Source organism: Pseudomonas sp. 5.2 (assembly GCF_059025405.1).
Map to the genome: position 1 here is coordinate 229,963 of NZ_JBYBHH010000007.1, position 22,952 is coordinate 252,914.

General features: G+C 63.4%; 15 protein-coding genes and 1 pseudogene. 8 read left to right on the top strand and 8 right to left on the bottom strand.

Going from position 1 to position 22,952, the window contains the following annotated elements; translation table 11 throughout:
• Positions 1–37 precede the first annotated feature (37 nt).
• From AC5PZ0_RS13475 to AC5PZ0_RS13485, 3 genes are all read left to right on the top strand, one after another.
• Positions 38–1,693 carry a PAS domain-containing sensor histidine kinase gene (locus AC5PZ0_RS13475; protein ID WP_493855170.1) on the top strand — a complete coding sequence of 552 codons (1,656 nt, stop codon included), beginning with the start codon at positions 38–40 and terminating at the stop codon, positions 1,691–1,693.
• 64 nt (positions 1,694–1,757) lie between these two features.
• On the top strand, positions 1,758–3,827 hold the full coding sequence (locus AC5PZ0_RS13480; protein WP_493855171.1) for a hybrid sensor histidine kinase/response regulator: 2,070 nt from the start codon (positions 1,758–1,760) through the stop codon (positions 3,825–3,827).
• 31 nt (positions 3,828–3,858) lie between these two features.
• On the top strand, positions 3,859–5,580 hold the full coding sequence (locus AC5PZ0_RS13485) for an ATP-binding protein (protein WP_493855172.1): 1,722 nt from the start codon (positions 3,859–3,861) through the stop codon (positions 5,578–5,580).
• A gap of 6 nt (positions 5,581–5,586) precedes the next feature.
• Here the strand turns inward: AC5PZ0_RS13485 and AC5PZ0_RS13490 are convergent, their stop codons facing one another.
• The 6 genes from AC5PZ0_RS13490 to AC5PZ0_RS13515 all read right to left on the bottom strand — a co-directional run bounded on the left by AC5PZ0_RS13490 (position 5,587) and on the right by AC5PZ0_RS13515 (position 12,426).
• Positions 5,587–6,333, bottom strand: a complete 747-nt coding sequence (locus AC5PZ0_RS13490; RefSeq protein ID WP_493855173.1) for an SDR family oxidoreductase — start codon at positions 6,331–6,333, stop codon at positions 5,587–5,589.
• Between the two features lie 477 nt (positions 6,334–6,810).
• Positions 6,811–8,346, bottom strand: a complete 1,536-nt coding sequence (locus AC5PZ0_RS13495) for a DHA2 family efflux MFS transporter permease subunit (RefSeq protein WP_085274261.1) — start codon at positions 8,344–8,346, stop codon at positions 6,811–6,813.
• Positions 8,343–9,536: an HlyD family secretion protein gene (locus AC5PZ0_RS13500; RefSeq protein ID WP_493855174.1), complete on the bottom strand. Its 1,194-nt coding sequence runs from the start codon at positions 9,534–9,536 to the stop codon at positions 8,343–8,345. Before AC5PZ0_RS13500 ends, AC5PZ0_RS13495 begins: the two co-directional genes overlap by 4 nt.
• Before the next feature lie 30 nt (positions 9,537–9,566).
• The gene (locus tag AC5PZ0_RS13505; RefSeq protein ID WP_099429125.1) at positions 9,567–10,040 is read right to left on the bottom strand and encodes a MarR family winged helix-turn-helix transcriptional regulator; all 474 of its coding nucleotides are present in this window, start codon (positions 10,038–10,040) and stop codon (positions 9,567–9,569) included.
• 334 nt (positions 10,041–10,374) lie between these two features.
• Positions 10,375–11,007, bottom strand: a complete 633-nt coding sequence (locus AC5PZ0_RS13510) for a response regulator transcription factor (RefSeq protein ID WP_027593556.1) — start codon at positions 11,005–11,007, stop codon at positions 10,375–10,377.
• A 12-nt stretch (positions 11,008–11,019) separates the two neighbouring features.
• Positions 11,020–12,426, bottom strand: a complete 1,407-nt coding sequence (locus tag AC5PZ0_RS13515; RefSeq protein WP_493855175.1) for a sensor histidine kinase — start codon at positions 12,424–12,426, stop codon at positions 11,020–11,022.
• Positions 12,427–12,621: 195 nt separating this feature from the next.
• Here AC5PZ0_RS13515 and AC5PZ0_RS13520 point away from each other — a divergent pair, with 195 nt between their 5' ends.
• From AC5PZ0_RS13520 to AC5PZ0_RS13530, 3 genes are all read left to right on the top strand, one after another.
• Positions 12,622–14,244 (top strand): acyl-CoA synthetase, encoded by a 1,623-nt coding sequence (locus tag AC5PZ0_RS13520; protein ID WP_085274263.1) that lies wholly within the window; start codon positions 12,622–12,624, stop codon positions 14,242–14,244.
• A 137-nt stretch (positions 14,245–14,381) separates the two neighbouring features.
• Positions 14,382–16,151 carry an acyl-CoA dehydrogenase C-terminal domain-containing protein gene (locus AC5PZ0_RS13525; RefSeq protein ID WP_493855176.1) on the top strand — a complete coding sequence of 590 codons (1,770 nt, stop codon included), beginning with the start codon at positions 14,382–14,384 and terminating at the stop codon, positions 16,149–16,151.
• A gap of 170 nt (positions 16,152–16,321) precedes the next feature.
• Positions 16,322–17,329 (top strand): FecR family protein, encoded by a 1,008-nt coding sequence (locus tag AC5PZ0_RS13530; protein WP_274886961.1) that lies wholly within the window; start codon positions 16,322–16,324, stop codon positions 17,327–17,329.
• Positions 17,330–17,343: 14 nt separating this feature from the next.
• Here AC5PZ0_RS13530 and AC5PZ0_RS13535 read toward each other — a convergent pair whose 3' ends face one another.
• Positions 17,344–18,663, bottom strand: a complete 1,320-nt coding sequence (locus AC5PZ0_RS13535; protein WP_027593561.1) for a Na+/H+ antiporter family protein — start codon at positions 18,661–18,663, stop codon at positions 17,344–17,346.
• 508 nt (positions 18,664–19,171) lie between these two features.
• Between AC5PZ0_RS13535 and AC5PZ0_RS13540 the strand changes: the two are divergent.
• Both AC5PZ0_RS13540 and AC5PZ0_RS13545 read left to right on the top strand, forming a co-directional pair.
• Positions 19,172–20,137, top strand: a pseudogene (locus tag AC5PZ0_RS13540) (methyl-accepting chemotaxis protein); the annotation flags it as partial.
• Positions 20,138–20,239: 102 nt separating this feature from the next.
• Positions 20,240–20,995: a methyl-accepting chemotaxis protein gene (locus tag AC5PZ0_RS13545; protein WP_371097434.1), complete on the top strand. Its 756-nt coding sequence runs from the start codon at positions 20,240–20,242 to the stop codon at positions 20,993–20,995.
• A gap of 32 nt (positions 20,996–21,027) precedes the next feature.
• On the opposite strand, the gene AC5PZ0_RS13550 is transcribed toward AC5PZ0_RS13545, so the two are convergent.
• Positions 21,028–22,944, bottom strand: a complete 1,917-nt coding sequence (locus tag AC5PZ0_RS13550) for a S8 family serine peptidase (RefSeq protein ID WP_493855177.1) — start codon at positions 22,942–22,944, stop codon at positions 21,028–21,030.
• Between the last annotated feature and the right edge of the window lie 8 nt (positions 22,945–22,952).

Genomic DNA, 22,952 nt, shown 5'->3' on the forward strand with positions numbered 1-22,952 from the left:
GACTATAGTTGCCCGATCCGCTCACCGGTTCGCCACCATGCAGCCAGTCACGCAAGCTTCCTACGAGCAACTGCAGGCACGTGTCGCAGAGCTGGAAACCCTGCTGGCCCAGCGCGATGACATCGCGCTGGCAAACAACAAGCTGCTCGGTGAACTGGTCGACAGCAGCTTGGCCAACGTGTTTGCAGCCGACCGCAAAATGCGCCTGTTGGCGATCAATCGGACCGCCCGCGAAACCTTCCAGCGGTTTCGCGGTTTTGTGCCGCAGATCGGCGATTACATCCCGCAGTTTCTCGCCAACCAACCGGACATCATGGGCCGCTTGGCCCCGGTGTGGCCGCGCCTGCTGGCCGGCGAAGCGTTCATCGACACCATCGCCCTCGGGCCACCTGACGCCCTGCGCCACTATGAAATCCGCTACCACCCGCTGCTCGACGCGCAGCAGCGCATCCAGGGCGGCTATATGTTCGCCTACGACATTACCGAGCGCATTGCCGAGCAGGAACGCCTGCACCAAACCGAAGAAGCGCTGCGCCAATCACAGAAAATGGAAGCCGTCGGCCAATTGACCGGTGGCATTGCCCATGACTTCAACAACCTGCTTGGCAGCATCCTTGGCGCACTGGAGCTGGCCGGGCAACGCCTGAGCCAGCGTCGCGTGCTGGACACCGCCAGGCTGCTCGAAGTCGGCAAGGACAGCGCGCTGCGTGCAGCCTCGCTGGTGCAGCGTCTGTTGGCTTTTTCGCGCCAGCAAACACTGCTGCCGCAACCGGTCGATGTACAGCGGTTGGTGGCCGGCATGCACGACCTGATCCGCAGTTCGATCGATTCGCACATCGACTTGCAGGACCGGACACTGGCCGGCCAGTGGTCGATCCGCATCGACCCCCAACAGCTGGAAAACGCCCTGCTAAACCTGTGCATCAACGCCCGCGATGCCATGCCCCTGGGCGGCACCCTGCGCATTGGCTGTGAGAATGCCGAGCTCGACGACGAGCAGGCCCGCCGCCTGGACGTGCCGCCAGGGCAATTTTTGCACATACGGGTGGACGACACTGGCATGGGCATGAGCAAGGACGTGATGCAGCGTGCCCTCGACCCGTTCTTCACAACCAAACCCATGGGCCAGGGTACTGGCCTGGGGCTGTCGATGGTCTATGGCTTCGTGCGCCAGTCTGGCGGGCAATTACGCATCGACAGCACGCCTGGGCAAGGCACCAGCGTCCACCTTTATCTGCCCCGGTACGAAAGCACCACCCACGAGCATCCTTGCACTGAGCCTGAACATGCTGACGCCAGGCCGCTTCACAGGCCACACCGGATCATGCTGGTAGAAGACCAAGCGACCTTGCGCCTGGTACTCGGCGAAGTGCTGAAAGAGCTGGGCCACCAGGTTCAGGTTTTCGAGGACGGCCGCAGCGCACTCGAGGCGTTGCAGCACGGCCCATTGCCTGACTTGTTGATCACCGATGTCGGCCTGCCCGGCGGCATCGACGGCAACCAGCTCGCAGAGGCCTACCGGGGCCTTGCCAACGAAGCACCGGTGATACTGATCACCGGCTACGACATTGCCAGCAGCATGGCCCGAGGCTGGCCTGCAGAGCGCACCGAGGTGCTGTCCAAGCCCTTCGAGCTCAAGGCACTGGGTGAGCGCATCGATCGCTTGCTGGGCGTGGCTGCGCATTTGCGTTAAGGGTGTTTTCGCCCTTGGGGTGAACACGTTAGAGTTTGGGCCTTTAATTTCGTCGGACGTCGGCATGCCTTCCCGCGACCTGCTTTCCCTGCGCCAACACGTCGAAGACCTGGAGCGCCGTAACGCACTGCTGGAGTCGCAGTTGGCGAGCCACCAGGAACACGATCAGATTCTCTATCGTTCGTTGTTTGACACCATGGACGAAGGCTTCTGCATCATTGAATTCTTCGATGGGCCACATGGCCCTTTGAGTGACTACGTGCATGTCGTAGCCAATGCAGCGTATGCGAAACATGCCGGCATCCCCAACGTGGTCGGGCAAAAACTGCGCGAGATGGTCCCCGACGAGGCCGACGTTTGGGTAGCCCGCTACGGCGAAGTGCTGCGCACCGGCGAGCCGCTGCACTTCGAACAGGAGTTGGTTGCCACTGGCCATGTCCTGTCCGTCACCACCTTTCGCGTCGAACCCGCTGAGCGGCGCCAGGTGGCGGTGCTGTTCAAGGATGTCACCGAACGGCGTCGTGCAGAGCTGGCCCTGCAGCGGTTGAACGAAGAGCTGGAGCGGCGAGTCAGTGCCGCGCTGGCGGAACGTCAGCTGTTTGCCGAGCTGGTCGAGCACAGCCTGGCCAACGTGCACATGATCGACAGCAACTTGCGCTGGCTGGCGATCAACCGGCAGGCCAAGCTGGAATTTCATTACTTGTATGGCGCCACCCCGGAAGTGGGCGACTCTGTGCCCGCGCTGATGGGCGATAACCTCACCGACCTGAACGTGATCATGCCGATGTGGCAGCGTGCACTGGCGGGCGAGCAGTTCACGATAACCCAGCGTTTCGGCAAGGGGGCTGCACAACGGCATTACGAGCTGCGCTTCAACTGCCTTCGCGACCCTCATGGCGCGATTCTTGGTGCCTACTTGTTCGCGTATGACATCAGCGAACGCGTCGCCGCCCAGCAGCGCCTGCTCAACGCTGAAGAGGCACTGCGGCATGCGCAGAAAATGGAGGCCGTGGGGCACCTGAGTGGCGGCATCGCCCATGACTTCAATAACCTGCTGGGTAGCATTCTGGCGGCCCAGGAATTGATGCAGCAACGCTTGCAACAGGCGCGTCACGACCAACTCGGCAGCTTGCTGGACGTTGCCAGTGGCGCGGCGCAGCGTGCCGCCGCTGTCGTGCACCGCCTGCTGGCGTTCTCGCGCCAGCAGACGCTGCAACCCCAGCCCACCGATGTCACCCGCTTGGTCAATGGCATGGAGCAGCTGGTCCGTGGCAGCATCGGTCCGTCCATCCAGTTGCACAGCCACGTCCCGCAGCACCTGTGGCCAACGTTCATCGACCCGCCACAGCTGGAAAACGCCCTGCTCAACTTGTGCATCAACGCCCGAGACGCACTGCCTGAAGGTGGGGCAATTACCCTCATCGGCGACAACCTGACCCTTGACTTGCAGCGTGCCCAAGGGCTCGACCTGGCTGCAGGCGATTACCTGCGCCTTGGGGTCAAGGACAACGGGCGAGGCATGTCGGCAGAGGTCGCGGCGCGCGCGGTGGATCCGTTCTTCACCACCAAGCCAATGGGCCAGGGCACTGGCCTTGGGCTTTCCATGGTCTACGGCTTCGTGCGCCAGTCAGGGGGGCAGATGCGTATCCTGTCCAAGCCCGATGAAGGCACGCTGATCGAACTGTACCTGCCCCGCCACCTTGCTTGGCAAGCGATGAACAGCTTCGAAACCCCGGCTCAACTCCCGGCCAGTGGCAACAGCTTGCCGACTGGGCAAATCGTGTTGGTAGAAGACCAGGAGCCCCTGCGCCTGGTCATCAGCGAAGTACTCGAAGAGCTCGGCCATGACGTCCAGGCATTCGCCGACGGCCCAAGCGCGCTGGCGTACCTTGAGCAGTGCCCCCAGCCGCACCTGCTGATCACCGATATTGGCCTGCCCGGTGGGCTGAACGGGCGTCAAGTCGCCGACCGATGCCGCGTACTGCACCCGCACATAAAAGTGCTGTTCATCACCGGTTACGATGAAAGCGCTGTACTCAGTCACGGCCAACCCCTGGAAGCGTCCAGTGTATTGACCAAACCCTTTGACTTGGCGGCACTCGTGGAAAGGGTCGCACAGCTGCTGATGCATTAGCGGCCCGTGGTTTATCGATGGAGCGAAATGAATGCCCAGTGATTGCTTGAATACAACCGATGAGCTGGAGGGTTTACGCCAGCGAATCGATCAGCTCGAACAGCAAAACAGCCAGTTGAACAGCGAACTGTTGCGCTTGAACGCACGCGCGCAGGCGTCGGAAGGCTACCGCTTTCTGTTCGAGAACATGGAAGAAGGCTTCTGCATCATCCAGTTCATCGATGGCCCGCTTGGGCCATTGAGCGACTATGTACACCTGATGGCCAACCCGGCTTACTGCAGGCATGCCGGGCTGCCGAATGTCGTGGGCCGGACCCTGCGGGAAGTGATACCCGACGAGGCTCATGTCTGGCTGGACTACTTCGGCACCGTGGAGCGGACTGGCAATCCGTTGTACTTCGAGCATGAGTTGCTTGCCACTGGCCGCTGCCTTGGCCTAGCGGCAATCCGTATCGAACCGGCCCACAACCATCAGGTGGCGGTGATCTTTCGTGATGTGACAGCGCGCAAGCGTGCTGAGAGTGCCCTTCAAGACCTCAACGCAGAGCTCGAACAGCGTGTCGAACAAGCCGTCGCGCAGAGCCAGAAGGCCGAAGAGGCTTTGCGCCAAGCGCAGAAAGTCGAGGCTGTAGGTCAGCTGACAGGGGGTGTTGCGCACGACTTCAACAACCTGCTCGGCGGCATTCTCGGTGCCCTGGAGCTGGCCAGGGACAGGGTGGCCATCGACCAGCCCAAGGCAACCATCACCCCTTTGCTGGAAAGCGCCCATAGTGCGGCACAACGGGCTGCGGCGCTGGTTCATCGATTACTCGCGTTCTCCCGTCAACAGACCTTGCAGCCACGCGCCACCGACGTCGCGGTGCTGGTCACCGGCATGCTGGACTTGATCAGCCGCAGCACCGGCCCCCACATCGAACTCGACTACCAGTGCAGCGACGCTTGCTGGACGGTGCATATCGACCCTCCTCAACTTGAGAGCAGCCTGCTCAACTTGTGCATCAACGCACGCGATGCCCTGCCCGACGGGGGTAGGGTCCGTATCGCCCTGTGCAATGTCTCGTTGACCAGCGAGCAGGCTGCGCAGCTTGAGCTAACGCCTGGCGACTACCTCTGCCTCAGCGTCGAAGACAACGGCAGTGGCATGACGGATGAGACCCTGACCCGCGCCGTCGACCCGTTCTTCACTACCAAACCGCTTGGCCGCGGCACGGGCCTGGGGTTGTCGATGGTCTTCGGTTTTGTGCGCCAGTCCGGCGGGCAACTGCACATCGCATCGTCCTTGGGCCAAGGCACCACGGTGCGCTTGCTGCTGCCCAGACACCACGCGCAGCCTGCGCCTGCCGTACTCAAACCCGCGGTACCGGTACCGCGCTCGAATACAGGCGCGATAAAGCGGATCGCCGTGGTCGAGGATGTCAGCGCCATGCGCCTGGTGATTGCAGAAGTGCTGCATGACCTGGGCCACGACGTGATGATGTTCGAGGATGGCCCCCAAGCGCTTGCAGGCTTGGCAGAGCAACCCGCGCCCGACCTGCTGATCAGCGACGTGGGCTTGCCGGGCGGGATCAACGGGCGCCAGTTGGCCGACACGTTGCGCGGGCGTTACACCGGGCTCAAGGTGCTCTTCGTCACGGGCTACGACGAAAGTGCAGCGCTGGCTAACGGCAACCTGGAAACCGACATGCGCGTGCTGACCAAGCCCTTCAGCCTCGAGGCACTGGCCGAGCAGGTCGGCCAGTTACTGGAAGGATAAGGCGCCTCAGCGCCCGCCGCCCAAATCGACGAAGCTGCCGGTGGAATACGAGGCCTTGTCCGAGAGCAACCAGACAATGGCCTCGGCAACTTCTTCTGGCCGGCCGCCGCGGCCCATGGGCAAACCGTGTTCGAGCTTGGCGACCCGGTCCGGATCACCGGAAAGCGCATGGAAGCCGGTGTGTATATAGCCTGGGCGCACGCCATTGACCCGCACGCCCTCGCCTGCCACTTCCTTGGCCAAGCCAAGGGTGAAGGTATCCAGCGCGCCTTTAGAGGCCGCGTAGTCGACGTATTCGTTGGGCGAGCCCAGGCGCGCAGCCACTGAAGAGACGTTGACGATCGCCCCGCCCTGCCCGCCATGCCGACGCGCCATGCGCAACAGCGCATGTTTGGCGCAAAGCATGGGCCCAACGACATTGGTCTTCATCATCTTGAGCAAGCGAAACTCGGACATCTCCTCGACACGGCTTTGCTGGCCGATGGTGCCCGCGTTGTTGACCAGCGCAGTCACCGGGCCAAGCGCCTCATCGACACGCTGGAACAGCTGAATGATCTCATCCTCGACACTGACATCGGCCCGCACCGCAATCGCTTCGGCGCCAAGCGCGCGGACCTGCCCAAGGACGCGCTCGGCAGCCTGGTCATCCGCGTGGTAATTGATGCAGATACGATACCCCTGCCGAGCGGCCAGCAGGGCTGTCGCCGCGCCGATACCTCGGCTGGCGCCAGTAATGACGATGACATTCTCCATGGGCCTGCCAATGCTGTTGAAAGTGGGCTTTCGACAATAGGACAAATGCCAACGCATGGGAATGCCACCCCTTCCCAAAGCGCACAATCGCGCGCGACGTTGACCCAGCTCTTGATCCGGCCCTTGATCCAGCTCTTGATCTTGATCTTGATCTTGATCTGGCTTTTGACCTTCAGCGACTCAGGAGGCCGAGCGCAGGCCTTGCGGAGGGAGGTGACGGGCAAGGATGCCCGTCAAGCGCTGGGGCCCAGGATGGGCCCTGCAGCGCGGTCCTCCCGGGAGCAGGGCCGTAGCGAGGGGACCCCGAAGCGCAGCGTAGGGGCCGGATGATGGAGCGCAGCCCTTTTTGGTTACTTTTTGGGGCGTTTGCCAAAAAGTGACCCGCCGTAAGGGCGGAAAGGTGACTAAGCGTCGCCCCGACAACTGGCCCCTGCCTATCTCTCAATACCAGCGAAGGCCCCATCTTTAGCCAAAGAATCAATGCCCCGCAGAAGCCGGCCCAGCCTTAGCCGTAAACGGCGGCCGCGCAAACCAAACCAACAAAATCAACCCCGCAAACACCCAAGTCATCATCATGAAATAGTCCACCGTAGACATCATGTAAGCCTGCGCATTCACGATCTGCTCCAACCGCGCATAGTTCTGCACACTGGCCCCCCCAAGCTGCTCCAGCGTATGCCGCGTCGCCGGATCAAACTGGCTGATATTCTCACTCAGATACGCATGATGCTGATCCGCCCGCCGTATCCAGATCCACGTCGTCAGCGACGCCGCAAAACTCCCCCCCAGCGTACGCAGAAAGGTCGCCAGCCCCGAGCCATCGGCAATCTGATGCGGCGGCAAGTCCGACAGCAAAATGCTCAACGTCGGCATGAAGAACAGCGCCACGCCAATCCCCATGAACAACTGCACCAACGCCACATGCTGGAAGTCCACCTCACTGGTAAACCCAGCCCGCATGAAGCAGCTCGTGCCAATTGCCAGAAACGCCAACCCCGCCAGCAGCCGCAAGTCGAACCGGTGCGCGTACTTGCCGACAAAGGGCGACATGATCACCGGCAACAGCCCGATGGGCGCCACCGCCAGCCCCGCCCAGGTCGCCGTATAACCCATCTGCGTCTGCAACCACTGCGGCAAGATCAGGTTGATACCGAAGAACCCCGCATAGCCCCCGACCAACACGATGGTGCCGACCCGGAAGTTGCGGTGCACGAACAGCCGCAGGTTGACCACCGGATGCCGATCGGTCAGCTCCCAGATCACGAACACCGCCAGGAACACCACCGAGATCAAGCTGCCCATGATGATGAACGACGACTCGAACCAGTCCAGGTCATTGCCCTTGTCGAGCACCACCTGCAACGCCCCCACCCCCACGATCAGCGTCAAAAGCCCGATGTAGTCCATCGGCTGGCGGCTGGTCACCACCGGCCGCGAGCGCATCTGTTGGCGTACAACAGCGGCGGCAAACAGGCCGATCGGCACGTTGATGAAGAAGATCCACGGCCAGCTGTAACTGTCGGTGATCCAGCCCCCCAGTATCGGCCCGGCAATCGGCGCTACCACCGTGACCATCGCCAACAGCGCCAGGGCCATCCCCCGTTTCGCTGGCGGATACACCGCAATCAGCAAGGTCTGGGTCATCGGGTACAACGGCCCCGCCACCACGCCCTGCAACACACGAAAGCCCACCAGCTCCGGCATCGACTGGGCGATGCCGCACAAGAACGATGCCAGCACGAACAGCAACGTGGCCCAGATGAACAACTTCACCTCGCCAAAGCGCCGGCTCAGCCAGCCCGTCAGCGGCAAGGCGATAGCGTTGCTCACGGCGAACGAGGTGATCACCCAGGTGCCCTGCTCATAGCTCACCCCCAAGTTGCCGGAAATGGTCGGCAAGGCCACGTTGGCGATGGTGGTGTCAAGCACCTGCATGAACGTTGCCAGCGACAGGCCGATGGTGGTCAGCAACAGGCTCGGCGGCGTGAACTGGGCGGCAGCCTGGTTGCTCATCGCTGCGCCGTCTTGCCGGATGCGCTGTTCTCGTGAATCAGCCGGGCGATCAGGTTATCGGCATCGACCAGTTGGCGGTCGTACACCTTAGTGGTGTAGCTGGCCTGCTGCGGCGGTTGCTGGGCCAGGGTCGGGCCGCTCTGGTCGTGCAAGTCGACCTCCACCAGCGTCGACAGGCCGATACGCAGCGGATGGTCCTTGAGCTGGTCCGGGCTTAGGTGAATACGCACCGGCACCCGCTGCACGATCTTGATCCAGTTGCCGGTGGCATTTTGCGCCGGCAGCAGAGCGAACGCGCTGCCAGTGCCGGCACCGAGGCTGTCGACCGTGCCGCTGTACTTGACCGCGCTGCCGTACAGGTCGGCGCTGATTTCCACCGGCTGGCCGATACGCATGTCGCGCAGCTGGGTTTCTTTGAAGTTGGCATCGATCCACACCTGGTCCAGGGGGATCACCGCCATCGTCGCGGTGCCCGGCTGCAGGCGCTGGCCCAGTTGCACGGTGCGCTTGGCGACATACCCGGTCACCGGCGCCACCAAGGTGGTGCGGGCGTTGTCGAGGTAAGCCTGGCGCAGGTCGGCAGCGGCTGCCATCACTTCAGGGTGCGAAGAGACCACGGTGTCGTCGACCAGCGCGGTGCTGGTGTTGAGCTGCTGACGAGCACTGGCCAGGGCGCTCTGGGCCACACTCAGGTCGTCACGGGCGTGGGAGATTTCTTCTGCCGCAATCGCACCGCTGTCGGCCAGCACCTTGCGCCGGTTGTAGTTGTCCTGGGCCTTTTGCAATTCGGCCTGGCGCGTCTGCAACTGGGCCTTGAGCCCATCGACGTTACTGTACAGGCCGCGCACCTGGCGCACCGTGCGCGCCAGCTTGGCTTCGGCGGACTGCAGCGCCACCTCGCTGTCGGACGGGTCGAACTGCAGCAGCACTTGGCCGGCGTGAACCAGGTCGCCGTCATCGGCACCAATGCTGGTGACGGTGCCGGTCACCAGCGGGGTGATCTCCACCACGTTGCCATTGACGTAGGCGTCATCGGTGCTTTCGTGCCAGCGCCCGACCAGGGAATACCAGGCCCAGGCGCCGACACCGCCGAGGATCAGCAGCAGAAGCAGGCCAAGCAGCCAGGCCTTGCGTTTGCGCGTCGGCGCGGGCGCGTCGGCAGGGGTTGGGGTGTCTGTGGAAGTGGCCATGACAATACCTTGGATAATGCGTAACAGGGGTCAACGATCGCCAAAGCGGCGGATCGTCAAAGGGTCGCCAGCGCTGAGCAGCACCTTGGCCAACAAGCGCTCGAGCGTCTTGAGCTCTTCGGGTTGCAGTGCGCCGCACAATTCGTTCATCGCTGCCGCTCCGATTTCTGGCAGCCGGTCCGCCAGGCGCTGGCCATCGGCGGTCAAGGCCAGGCGCACCTGGCGTCGGTCGTCGGCGCAGCGGTTGCGCAGGATCAGGCCCTTCTGCTCGAGGCGGTCGAGCATGCGGGTCATCGAACCGCTGTCCAGGCCCAGGTAGCGGCACAGCTCGGCCGGGGTGTCCACCTGGTACTGGGTGACGATGATCAACACCTTGAACTGCGCGGCGGTGACGCCCTCTGATTCGAGGTGCCAGTCGAGAATGCGGTCCTTGAGGATCGCCGCGCGGCCCAGCAGCATGCCGATGGCACAGGTCTGGAAGTTTTCTGGAGAGAAATGCGCCATGGAGTCTGCCTGGGTAATTGTTTAAAAATATTACTGCCTAGGCAGTGAATGTCAAAGCTTTGATTAGGGTGCTATGCAAAATTTCATGATTTGGCCGCGCTTTTCTTGAACAAGGCACAACCCTTATGGGAGCTGGCTTGCCAGCGATACAGGCGCCGCGGTGCCTGGCACCGGCTTCGTCGGTGATCGCCGGCAAGCCGGCTCCCACAGGGACCGTGCAGTGCTCAAGGCCAGCGCGGAACCTGTGGGAGCTGGCTTGCCAGCGATGAGGCCGGCACAAGCACCACAAGACAGTTGCTCCCACAAGTCCCTGCCAGATCAAATTTCTGTTAGGTCACCGCTCAGGTGCCAAACCCAACGCTGGCACAGCGCCGCAAGCGATCGCCATGCCTACCAGTTCCGCCAGGCTTCCTGCTTGCAGCCGTTTCATCACCCGCCCCCGGTACAGGTCAACGGTCTTCACGCTAACCCCGAGGCGCTCGGCGATCTCGCGGTTGTTCAAGCCCTGGGCCAACGGCACGAACACATCGCGCTCCCGTGGCGTCAGGCCATCGACCCGCGCCTGAACCTGGGCCAATGCCTGGTCGCCCTGACGCGCGCGCCCTGCCCGCTCCAATGCCGCCTGCACACTGTCGAGCAGCAACTGGTCGCTGTAGGGTTTCTCGATGAAATCGCAGGCACCGGCCTTGAACGCCCTAACCACGATCGGCACGTCGGCATGGCCACTGACAAAGATCACCGGGAGGTCCAGGCCCCGTTCCTTCATCAACTGCTGCACCGCCAGCCCGCCCAGCCCAGGCATGCGCACATCCAACAGCACACAGGCCGGCCCGTCATCGATGCACGCATCCAGAAACGCCTGCCCACCGGCAAACGACAGGGCCTCGAGCCCCACCGACTGCAGCAGCCAGACCGTGGAATCACGCATGCCCTGGTCGTCGTCGACCACATACACCTTCGCTTGCACCCTGACCTCCCGTTATTCCCTGCTCACTGCCAAGCGGCAGCACAACACCAACCCACCGTTCGCCCCCGCACGTGCCCATAAGCTGCCACCAAAGCCTTCGATGAGGCTGCGGCTCATGCTCAGGCCCAGCCCCAGGCCATCAGCCTTGCTGGTGGTGAACGGGGTAAAGATTTCATCCAGGCGCTCGGCCGCCACGCCCGGCCCTTGGTCCGTCACCTCGACCAACACGCCGTCGCCTTCGCGCACGGCGCCCAGCAGGATACGTGAGGGCCGTTCGCCCTGCTGTTCGCGATTGGCATCGATGGCATTGCGCAGCAGGTTCAGCAGCACCTGCTCCAGCAACACCCGGTCGGCATACACCGCCGGCAATTGCGCGCTCATGCGCAGTTCGATGCTGACCTGGTCACGCGCCGCCTCCCAGGAACACAGGCGCATGGCTTCATTGGCCACATCGAGCATGTCGAGCGCTTGCAGCCGGCGGGGCCCTTTACGCAGGAACACACGTAGCCGGCGGATCACCTGCGCGGCGTGGGTAGCCTGCTCGGTGATGCGCTGCAGCCCCTGCCCGACCCGCTCACGCGCCTGCGGGTCGCGCTCCAGGCCTTGCAGGTAACGCTGGCTGGCGTTGGCATAGTTGACCACCGCCGCCAACGGCTGATTGATCTCGTGGGCGATGCCCGAGGCCAGCTCGCCCAAAGTGGCCAGCCGCGCGCTGTGGGCCAGGCTTTCTTGGGCCTCGATGCGCAGGGTGATATCCCGGGAGACACTGACGATTTCCACCACTGCCCCGGTGTAGGTCTCGCGGATGGCGCGGCTGGCGATCTCGAACCAGCGGTAGCCGCCCGCCGCCTGGCGCACCCGGCAGGTCATGGTGTGGTAGCCGTCCTGGTCCAGGGCAGCAGCAGCCTGGGCCAGCACCTGGCGGCGTTCACGCGGGTGCAGCAAGGTCCGCACGGCCATGCCCCGCAGTTGCTCGGGCCATCGGCCCAACAGGCGGAAGGCCGCCGGCGAGGCGTCGAGGAAGCGCCCGTCAGGGCTGTGCCGGGAGATCAGGTCCGTGGTGTTCTCGATGATCAAACGGTACAAGCGCCGGGCGCGGCTGGCTTCGCGTGCACCCTGGCGTTCGGTGCTGGCGTCACGGCAGCGGCCAAGTACCTGCTGGCCCTGGTCGTCAGGGATAAAGGTCCACAGCACGATGCGCTCGCCAACCTGTACTTCCACGTCGGCAATTGCCCGGTGCTGCCGCAGGCAGGCCCGCACCAGCGCGGCGCAGTTGGCCGGTAGCCAGGCCGCCAGCGGCGGGCCTTCCTGCAATAAGGCCTGCAAGGCCGGGTTGGTAGCCAGCGGCCTGGCATCGGCGGCCAGCAACAGGCTGGGCTGTGGGTCTTTGGCGAGCAAGGGAGACAGGGTCTTGTCCACGGCGTGCAACTCGTTGTTATAGTAGTTTTACTATATTGCTATAGTCGATATTCCATCTACCATAGCGACTCGCGTAAAACTGCGACAGGAGAAAGCGGCCAACCGTACGCTTTTCCACACCCTGAACAGAGCTAACAATCAGCCACCGGGGGTCACGCGCACAGGCTGCGCTTGCCTCCCCTACAGGATTACCGCATGTCGATCTATGCCCAGGGCCTGATGCCCGCTGCCGTCAACCATGTCGCCCTCACCCCATTGAGCTTCATCGAACGCACCGCTGCGGTGTACGGTAACTACCCGGCTGTCATCCATGGCGCCATCCGCCGCAACTGGCAGGAAACCTACCAACGCTGCCGGCGCCTGGCCAGTGCCCTGGTGGGGCGCGGCATCGGCCGTGGGGACACGGTCGCGGTGATGCTGCCAAACACCCCGGCCATGCTCGAAGCGCACTTCGGCGTGCCCATGACCGGTGCGGTGCTCAACACCCTCAACGTTCGCCTGGACGCCGAAGCCATCGCCTTCATGCTGCAGCACGGCGAGGCCAAGGTGCTGATCACCGATCGCGAGTTCCACACGGTCATCGAAGCCGCCCTGGCCTTGCTCGAACACCCGCCCCTGGTGGTCGACGTCGATGACCCGGAGTACGGCGAAGGCCGCGCGGTCAGCGCGCTTGACTACGAAGCCCTGCTGGCCGAGGGCGACCCGGAATTTGCCTGGGAATGGCCCGATGACGAATGGCAGGCCATTTCGCTCAACTACACCTCCGGCACCACCGGCAACCCCAAGGGCGTGGTCTACCACCATCGCGGTGCCTACCTCAACGCGCTGGGCAACCAGATGACTTGGGCCATGGGCCACCGCCCGGTGTACCTGTGGACCCTGCCCATGTTCCACTGCAACGGCTGGTGCTACCCCTGGACCATCACCGCCTTGGCCGGGACCCACGTGTTCCTGCGCCGGGTCGACCCGCAAAAGATCCTCACCCTGATCCGCGAACACCGGGTCACCCATCTGTGCGGCGCGCCCATCGTGCTCAACGCCCTGGTCAACATGCCTGAGGCCGCCAAAGCTGCCATCGAGCACCCGGTGCAGGCCATGGTCGCAGGCGCCGCGCCACCCGCCAAGGTGATTGGCGCGGTGGAAGAAATGGGCATCCAGGTGACCCACACCTACGGCCTGACCGAGGTATACGGCCCGGTGACGGTCTGCGCCTGGCACGAGGAATGGGACGCGCTGCCGCTGGAAGCGCGCGCGCGCATCAAGTCCCGCCAGGGCGTGCGCTACCCGACGCTCGACGGCCTCATGGTCGCCGACCCGCAAACCCTCGCCCCGGTGCCGCGCGACGGCAACACCCTGGGCGAGATCTTCATGCGCGGCAACACGGTGATGAAGGGTTACCTGAAAAACCCTGAGGCCACGGCCGAAGCCTTCCGCGGCGGCTGGTTCCACACTGGCGACCTGGCAGTCTGGCATGCCGATGGCTATGTCGAGATCAAGGACCGGCTTAAGGACATCATCATTTCCGGTGGCGAAAACATCTCCACCATCGAAGTCGAAGACGCCCTCTACAAACACCCAGCGGTGCTGGAAGCCGCCGTGGTGGCGCGCCCCGACGACAAATGGGGCGAGACGCCCTGCGCCTTCGTGGCACTCAAGCCTGGCCGGGAAGACACCCGCGAAGCCGACATCACCAACTGGTGCCGTGAGCACCTGGCCGGGTTCAAAGTGCCGAAGACCGTGATTTTTGGCGAGCTGCCCAAGACCTCCACCGGCAAGATCCAGAAGTACGTCCTGCGCGACCGCGCCAAAGCCCTTTAAGGCTGTAACTGCCTCTTCGCGGGTAAACCCGCTCCCACAAGAACAGCGCCGTTCTTGGGAACTGCATTAAACCGGTGGCGGGTTTACCCGCGAAGAGGCCCGCCAGACAACCTATAACTCACTTCTTCGAGCCGACGATGCCCCACTACACCGCCCCACTGCGCGACATGCGCTTCATCCTCCACGATGTGTTGCAGGGCCCTGCCCTGTGGGCACGCCTGCCCGCCCTGGCCGAGCGCATCGACGCCGACACCGCCGATGCCATCCTCGAAGAAGCGGCCAAGGTCACCAGCCAGCTGATCGCCCCGCTCAGCCGCAACGGTGACGAGCAGGGTGTGCACTTCGAAGCCGGCCAGGTCACCACCCCAGATGGCTTTCGCGACGCCTGGCGCACCTACCGGGAAGGTGGCTGGGTTGGCCTGGGCGGCAACCCTGAGCATGGCGGCATGGGCATGCCGAAGATGCTGGGCGTACTGTTCGAAGAAATGCTCTACGCCGCCGACTGCAGTTTCAGCCTGTATTCGGCCTTGAGTGCCGGCAGTTGCCTGGCAATCGATGCCCACGCTAGCGAAACACTCAAGGCCAGCTACCTGCCGCCGCTCTATGAAGGCCGTTGGGCCGGCACCATGTGCCTGACCGAACCCCACGCCGGCACTGACCTGGGGTTGATCCGCACCCGCGCAGAACCCAAGGCCGATGGCAGATACCGCATCAGTGGCAGCAAGATTTTCATCACCGGCGGCGAGCAGGACCTGACCGAAAACATCGTCCACCTGGTGTTGGCCAAGTTGCCGGACGCACCGGCGGGGGCTAAAGGCATCTCGCTATTCCTGGTGCCCAAGTACCACGTCAATGCCGATGGCAGCCTGGGCGAACGCAACGCCGTGCAGTGCGGGTCGATCGAGCACAAGATGGGCATCAAGGCCTCGGCCACCTGCGTGATGAACTTCGATGGCGCCATCGGCCACCTGGTCGGCGATGCGAACAAGGGCCTGGCGGCCATGTTCACCATGATGAACTACGAGCGGCTGTCCATTGGCATCCAGGGTATCGGCTGCGCCGAAGCGTCGTACCAGAGCGCCGCACGCTACGCCAACGAACGCCTGCAAAGCCGTGCCGCCACGGGCCCGCAGGCGAAGGACAAGGTGGCCGACCCGATCATCCAGCATGGCGATGTGCGGCGCATGCTGCTGACCATGCGCACGCTTACCGAGGGTGGCCGGGCCTTTGCGGCCTACGTGGGGCAACAGCTGGACCTGGCCCGCTACGCCGAAGACGCCGGAGAACGCGAACATGCCCAGCGTCTGGTGGCACTGCTGACGCCCGTGGCCAAGGCGTTTTTCACTGACAATGGCCTGGAAAGCTGCGTGCTCGGCCAGCAGGTGTATGGCGGCCATGGCTACATCCGCGAATGGGGCCAGGAACAACGCGTGCGCGACGTGCGTATCGCACAGATCTATGAGGGCACCAACGGCATCCAGGCCCTCGACCTGCTCGGGCGCAAGGTGCTGGCAGACGGTGGCCAGGCGCTGGCCAGTTTCACCGCCGAGGTGCGCGCCTTCAGCGTTGCCGCGCCACTGTACCGCGAAGCCCTGCAAGCCAGTGTTGCGCGTCTGGAAGCCACCAGCGCCTGGCTGCGGGCACGCGCAAGCCAGGACGCCAACCTGGTCAGCAGCGTGGCCGTGGAGTATTTGCACCTGTTCGGCCTCACCGCCTACGCCTACATGTGGGCGCGCATGGCCGCCGTGGCGCAGGCCAAGCGCGAACAAGACCCGGCCTTCCATGAGGCGAAACTGGCGTGTGCAGCGTTCTTCTTCCAGCGCGTGTTGCCACGCAGCCTGGGGCTGGAAGCCAGTATCCAGGCCGGCAGCGCGAGCCTGTACGGGTTGACTGCGGAACAGTTCTGATCAGCGTGGGGGCGTAAAGCGCCCCCCGGCACTGCCCGCGAAGGGTTCTCAAACGCTGAAATTCCATTGCAAATCCGACGAAAAACCGGCACAACTGATAGTCATTCGCCATTACCTCGGTTCTCGGGAACCCTCTAGCAAGGGTAGAATGCGCAAAACCCGGAGCCGCAATGAATCACGACCGCCTCAATCCCAGCCCAGACGATGCCATTACCGACGCCGCCGCGCATTGGTGCATGCGCCTGCACGCCGATGATTGCACGGCGGCAGAGCGCGAGGCGTTCGCCCGCTGGCTGGCGGCTGACCCACGGCACGCCGAGGAATACCAGGCGATGCTGGAAATCTGGCAGACCGCCGACCTGCTGCCACGCAACGCGACCGTGGTCGATTTCAACCCGCCGTCACGCCAGGCCGCACGCGTTCGCAACTGGCGCCCGCTGGCCTCGGCTGCTGCCATCGCCCTGGCGGTACTGCCGTTGGCAGGCTGGATGGGCTGGGAACAAGGTTGGCTGCCCAACCATTACCAGCACTTCGAAGCCAGCGACCGGATGCAGACAGTAGAGCTGAGCGACGGCAGCACGGTGCAGCTCAACCTCAATACCGAGCTGACATACCTCAACTTCAAGGACCAGCGCCAGGTTACCCTCAAGCGCGGCGAGGCGTTCTTCAAGGTCCAGCACGACAGTGCGCACCCCTTCATCGTCCACGCTGGCCGCGGCCAGACCCGGGTAACCGGCACCCAGTTCAACGTCTGGAAGTACCAGGACCAGGTCAAGGTCACCTTGGTGGAGGGTTCGGTGCTGGTGTCCAGCGACGGCAGTGCCGGTGGCTACCGCCTAGGCCCTGGGATGCAGGCCAGCTATCACAAGGGCGATTTCGAGCCGCAACTGGCGCAAAGCGACGATTACGGCAATGCCCTGGCTTGGCGCAATGGCAAGCTGGTGCTCGATAACCTGAGCCTGGAACAGGCGTTGCCGGTGATCAACCGCTACCTCGACGCCCCGCTGCTGCTGGCCGATGCCAGCACCGGGCGGATCCGCATCAGCGGCATCTATAACACCCGCGAAGTCGGGCGCCTGGTCAACAACCTGCCCAAGGTGCTGCCGGTCTACCTGACCCGCAGCAAGGACGGCAGCACAGTCCTCAACAGGATCTCGCCGCCGCCCGACAAGGGCTGACGCCCTCCCCCGCCTTACAGCGTCATCGCCGCCAACCAGCCAAACGCCAGCAGCGGCAGGTTGTAGTGGATGAAGGTCGGCACCACCGTGTCCCAGATGTGGTGGTGCTGGCCGTCCACGTTCAAGCCCGAGGTCGGGCCCAAGGTCGAGTCCGACGCGGGCGAACCTGCATCCCCCAATGCCCCGGCGGTACCCACGATGCACACCGTGGCCACGGGGTCGAAGCCCAGTTGCACGCACAGCGGCACGAAGATCGCCGCCAGAATCGGCACGGTGGAGAACGACGAGCCGATGCCCATGGTCACCAGCAACCCCACCAGCAGCATGAGCAAGGCGCCGACGCCCTTGCTGTGGTCGATCCACTGCGCCGATGTCTCTACCAGGCTCTTGACCTCGCCGGTGGCCTTCATCACGTCGGCAAAACCCGACGCGGCAATCATGATGAAGCCGATCATGGCCATCATCTTCATGCCTTCGGTGAACAGGTCGTCAGTGTCTTTCCAGCGCACGATGCCCGACAGCGAGAAGATCAGGAACCCGACCATGGCGCCAATGATCATCGAGTCCAGCAACAGCTGCACGATAAACGCCGCCGCGATCGCCAGGCCAGCGACCATCAGGGTCAACGGGTTATATTGCACGCTGACCTGCTCGACCTGCTCGATACGCGCCAGGTCGTAGTCGCGCTTCTTGCGGTAGCTGAAGAACACCGCCAGCAACAGGCCGGCGAGCATGCCCGCCGCCGGAATGGCCATGGCATGGGTGACATTGACGCCGCTCACATCGACCCCGGCGCGGGCGACGTTGGCCAGCAGGATCTCGTTGAGGAAGATGTTGCCAAAGCCCACCGGCAGAAACATGTACGGGGTGATCAGGCCAAAGGTGATCACGCAAGCTATCAGTCGACGGTCGATGCGCAGACGCGTCAACACATACAGCAGCGGCGGCACCAGCAGCGGGATGAAGGCGATGTGGATGGGCAGGATGTTTTGCGACGACACCGCCACCACCAGCATCAGGCCGATCATCATCCACTTCACCTTGCCGCCATTGGCATGGCCCTGGCGGTCGATCATGGCCAAGGCCCGATCGGCCAGGGCGTGCGCCAGCCCTGACTTGGCGATGGCCACGGCAAAGGCGCCCAGCAGCGCATACGACAATGCCACGGTGGCGCCGCCACCCAGCCCGCCATTGAAGGCCTTCAGCGTGCCCTCGATGCCCAAGCCGCCGACCAGGCCGCCGACCAAGGCACCAATGATCAGGGCGATGACCACGTGTACCCGCGACAGGCTGAGTATCAGCATGATGCCGACCGCGGCGATCACTGCATTCATGGTTGGCTTACCTCATAAGGACAGAAAAAAAGCGCGCACTCTGAAGCAGTGGGCGGCAGATGTCAAAAGCGCCATGTTGCGGCGCATTACTCAGCCCCGCCTTAATTTAAATTGAACGTTTGAATAAAGAAAAAAGCGCGATGGCCGACACAGTCGACAGCCAGAACTATTACAAGGGATTCGCCCCATGCCTTTGCGACAACTTTCCATCCAGTGGAAGATCACCCTGCTCGCCGGTCTGTGCCTGGCCGGCATCGTCACCCTGCTCGTCGGCCTTTCGCTGTACCGCATGGACCACAGCTCGGACCTGGTCAAGGCGAGCAGCATGCAGATGCTCACCGATGCGGCCCAGGGGCGCATCGAGTCGCAAGGTGAAGTGCAAGCCTTGAACATTCGCCGTCAATTCATGGACGCCTATCAGTACGGCGCCGGCTTTGCCCGCCAGGTGCTGTTCCTGCGCGAGCAGGCTGAAAAGCGCTTCCTCGACGCCTACGACCTGCGCGAGGACATGACCCGCCAAGTGCGCGCCGCATTGCAGGCCAACCCCGACCTGCTCGGCATGTCGCTGGTGTTCGAGCCCAACGCCCTGGACCACAAGGACAACTTGTTCACTGCCAAGCCAGAGCTGGGCAGCAACGAAACCGGGCGTTTCGCGCTGTACTGGTCGCAACCACGTGCCGGCCAGCTGACCGCCATGGCCCTGCCTGAACATGACATGGCCAACACCGAGGTCGGCCCCAGCGGCCAGCCCGCCAACACGTGGTGGGTGTGCCCGCGCAGCAGCGGCAAGGTCTGCGTGGTGGAGCCCTACTTCTATGACATCGATGGCCAGCGGGTGCTGATGACCAGCATCGTCTTCCCCCTGGCCGTCAACGGCAAGGTGATCGCCACCCTGTCGATCGACATCAACCTCAACAGCCTGCAGGCCTTGACCCAGAATGCCAGCCGCAGCCTGTACGAAGGCCGCACCACCGTGGGCATTCTCAGCCCGGTGGGCCTGTTGGCCGGTTACAGCGCCGATGCCGGCAAGCTGGCCCAGCGCTTCGACCAGGTCGACACGGCCAAGGGCGCCGAACTGGTGCGCAAGCTGGCCGAGGGCAAGCTGAGCATCCTGCACGACCAGCAACGCCTCAAGGTGTTGGCGGCTTTCGAGCCGATCCCCGGCGCCCAGCCCTGGGGCGTGCTTCTGGACGTGCCGGAAAACGCCCTGACCGGGCCCGCCGAAACGTTGAAACAGGAACTCGATGCACTGAACACCAGTGGCACCTTGCTGGAGCTGGGCCTGGGCCTGGCCGCTGCAATCGCAGGCCTGCTGCTGGTGTGGCTGATGGCGCGTGGTGTGACCCGGCCGATTCTGGGCGTGGCAGCGATGCTCAAGGACATCGCCAGTGGCGAAGGTGACCTGACCCGCCGCCTGACCTACCAGAAGCAGGACGAACTGGGCGAGTTGGCCGGTTGGTTCAACCGCTTCCTCGACAAGCTGCAGCCCACCATTGCCGAGGTCAAACGTTCGGTGCAGGCCGCCCGTGGCACGGCTGACCAGTCCTCGGCGATCGCCAGCGAGACCAGCGCTGGCATGGAGCAGCAGTACCGCCAGGTTGACCAGGTGGCGACCGCCTCGCACGAAATGAGCGCCACCGCCCAGGACGTTGCCCGCAGCGCTGCCCAGGCTGCGCAGGCAGCGCGCGAGGCCGACCAGGCCACCCGCGAGGGCCTGGCCGTGATCGACCGCACCACCCACAGCATCGATGCCTTGGCCGCCGACATGAACAACGCCATGGCCGAAGTCGAGGGCCTGGCGCAGAACAGCGAAAAAATCGGCTCGGTGCTGGAAGTGATCCGCTCGATTGCAGAGCAGACCAACCTGTTGGCACTCAACGCTGCAATCGAAGCCGCCCGCGCCGGTGAGGCCGGCCGTGGCTTTGCCGTGGTCGCCGATGAAGTGCGCAACCTCGCCCGGCGCACCCAGGAGTCGGTGGAAGAAACCCGCCAGGTGATCGAGGCCTTGCAGGCCGGTACCCGCGAAGTGGTCGGTGCCATGGACAACAGCCATCGCCAGGCCCAGGGTGGCGTGGAGCAGGTCGGCCAGGCCGTTACTGCACTGCAGCGCATCGGCCAGGCAGTGACGGTGATCACCGACATGAACCTGCAGATCGCTTCGGCCGCCGAAGAACAAAGCGCGGTGGCCGAAGAGATCAACAGCAATGTCGCAACCATTCGCGATGTCACTGAATCGCTGTCAGGGCAAGCCAACGAGTCGGCTCGGGTCAGCCAGTCGCTCAACAGCCTGGCCAATCAACAACAGGCGCTGATGGATCAATTCCGCGTCTGATGCGTTAGAGGCCGGCGCTTGCCGGCCTCACCTCAAGGTTCGAAGCGGCCGTTGCCGAGTATGCGATCGAGCATGACCAACGCACCGTGCACGTTGGGCCTGGCCCCCATCGGCAGTACATCGGTACCCGACTCGGTGGCGTCTTCATACCCGGACGCCATGACCAGCAGGTGCATCTGGTCGGCATTCAGGTAGACGTGATGGTGCTCCATGGCATACGACTGGATCAGGCTCAGGGCGCCTGTCACCATGGGGGTTGCACTGGAGGTGCCGGCGTAGTTCTCGGAGTAGTCCCTGTTTTCACCCGGCAGGTCCTGCAAGTCGCCTCTGGACAGGGTCACCACACTGTCGCCCCAGGCGTTGAGCATGCGATGGCGGTAGCGGTAGTTGGAGTACGTGTGGGGCTTGCCGCTGTACGATTGGCACGCGCCAATCAAGATGACTCCGGCGTCGCCGTAGTCGTCGAAGTAGGGCCAATTGGCAAGGTCGACGCCCTGGTTGGCTTGAGTCCCTTGTTGCGCCAGGGTCTTGCTGCTGCCATTGGCCGCCGCGTTGACCACCACAGCGCCGCGCTGGGTCAGTTGCTGCATCACTGTCCACCAGGCCTTGTCGTGCACGGACGGCAGCAGGGTGCTCAATACTGCGGGGTTGGCGGATTGACGATTGATGGCGACAATATCCCCGGGTTCCACGTTGCGCAGCAGGTCTTTGAGCACCTGATTGTTACCGTGAATATCCTTCGAGCGGTTGTGGTACAGGTACAATTCGCTGTCGTGACTGACCCCCGTTGCCCCAAACCCATTGCGCGTTGCCAGGATGATCCCCACAGAGGCAGTCCCGTGCTTGGGATCGTCGTTGGGCGCTAGCGATACGATCTTCAGGTCAGGGTTGCCCCGCAGGTCCTCGTGTTCCGCAAACAACCCGCCGTCACTGAAATGGATCCGCGCGCCTCGCCCAGTTACCCCCCCGGCCCAGGCCTTGCGCACGTTCAGCCCTTTCCATCTTGGGCCTGGTGCATCGAGGTAATGCTGGCGAGGTTCGAAGTCGGGCGTGGGCTGGGCATTTTCGTGGGCTCGATTGCCCGCCACCACGGCGGCGCCGGTCAACAGCGTGGCTACCGCCGCCGCCGCGCCAAGCAAAATCAGGTTTGGCTGGGCGCTGGCTTGCAGAAAGTGCATGGACTGTACGTACTCCAGCGCGGCCAGGGTCTTGAGCAGTGCAAGGTAAGTGTCGTTGAGCATGCTCGGCGGCTGCTCCAGATAGCAGAACGTGCGTAATGCCTGAAGCCGATCGTCATGCTGCTCCTGCTCATCCAGAACAGGCCGGGGGGTAACCACGGTATTCAGATTCGGCCAATAACGAACCAGTACCGAGCCTGAATCGGGCTGCAGATCATCAATCAGCCGTTGGTAGCCACCCGCTTCGAACGCGATAACCAGCGTGGGGTACGCGGCACCTGGCGCCACCGCCGCAAGGCCTTGCGCGAACTGCTCACGAGGTTCGTATTCGCGGCTGCTCTGGCCCACCTCACGCTTGCCCCGCCCGCCCGCGGACGGCAGCGGTATTTTTTCGAGCACGCGTCGGTTCAACTCCTCGGCCTTGATCTCGAGCACCAAGGGCGGCAAGTCAATGATCCCGGCAGCGCCGGTAGGCCGGTTCATGGCCCGGGCATGTTCATCCAACAGGACGACTCTTGGCCGGATGCTATAGACACCTGACGCTTCTTCGGCGATCAACGTGGCCGGGCATCCATGGTCCCCCAAGCGGCCAGTGTGTACATCGGACTGTACCGAAACCCCTCTGAACGACACCGCACCCTCAGGCCCGGCCCGCTCCAGCTCGTAGCGAATACGGCTGACCTTGTGCAGGTCTGCACCCATGCACCGAACGTGAAATTTTCCATCGAAACAGAAGTTGCGGTAATAGACGAAACTCAAATCAAGGGTCATCAGGAATG

Excerpts from the sequence above, each read along its gene's own strand:
- AC5PZ0_RS13475 (WP_493855170.1), top strand. The coding sequence starts at position 38 with ATGCAGCCAGTCACGCAAGCTTCCTACGAGCAACTGCAGGCACGTGTC.
- AC5PZ0_RS13480 (WP_493855171.1), top strand. The coding sequence starts at position 1,758 with ATGCCTTCCCGCGACCTGCTTTCCCTGCGCCAACACGTCGAAGACCTG.
- AC5PZ0_RS13485 (WP_493855172.1), top strand. The coding sequence starts at position 3,859 with ATGCCCAGTGATTGCTTGAATACAACCGATGAGCTGGAGGGTTTACGC.
- AC5PZ0_RS13490 (WP_493855173.1), bottom strand. The coding sequence starts at position 6,333 with ATGGAGAATGTCATCGTCATTACTGGCGCCAGCCGAGGTATCGGCGCG.
- AC5PZ0_RS13495 (WP_085274261.1), bottom strand. The coding sequence starts at position 8,346 with ATGAGCAACCAGGCTGCCGCCCAGTTCACGCCGCCGAGCCTGTTGCTG.
- AC5PZ0_RS13500 (WP_493855174.1), bottom strand. The coding sequence starts at position 9,536 with ATGGCCACTTCCACAGACACCCCAACCCCTGCCGACGCGCCCGCGCCG.
- AC5PZ0_RS13505 (WP_099429125.1), bottom strand. The coding sequence starts at position 10,040 with ATGGCGCATTTCTCTCCAGAAAACTTCCAGACCTGTGCCATCGGCATG.
- AC5PZ0_RS13520 (WP_085274263.1), top strand. The coding sequence starts at position 12,622 with ATGTCGATCTATGCCCAGGGCCTGATGCCCGCTGCCGTCAACCATGTC.
- AC5PZ0_RS13525 (WP_493855176.1), top strand. The coding sequence starts at position 14,382 with ATGCCCCACTACACCGCCCCACTGCGCGACATGCGCTTCATCCTCCAC.
- AC5PZ0_RS13530 (WP_274886961.1), top strand. The coding sequence starts at position 16,322 with ATGAATCACGACCGCCTCAATCCCAGCCCAGACGATGCCATTACCGAC.
- AC5PZ0_RS13535 (WP_027593561.1), bottom strand. The coding sequence starts at position 18,663 with ATGAATGCAGTGATCGCCGCGGTCGGCATCATGCTGATACTCAGCCTG.
- AC5PZ0_RS13545 (WP_371097434.1), top strand. The coding sequence starts at position 20,240 with ATGGAGCAGCAGTACCGCCAGGTTGACCAGGTGGCGACCGCCTCGCAC.
- AC5PZ0_RS13550 (WP_493855177.1), bottom strand. The coding sequence starts at position 22,944 with ATGACCCTTGATTTGAGTTTCGTCTATTACCGCAACTTCTGTTTCGAT.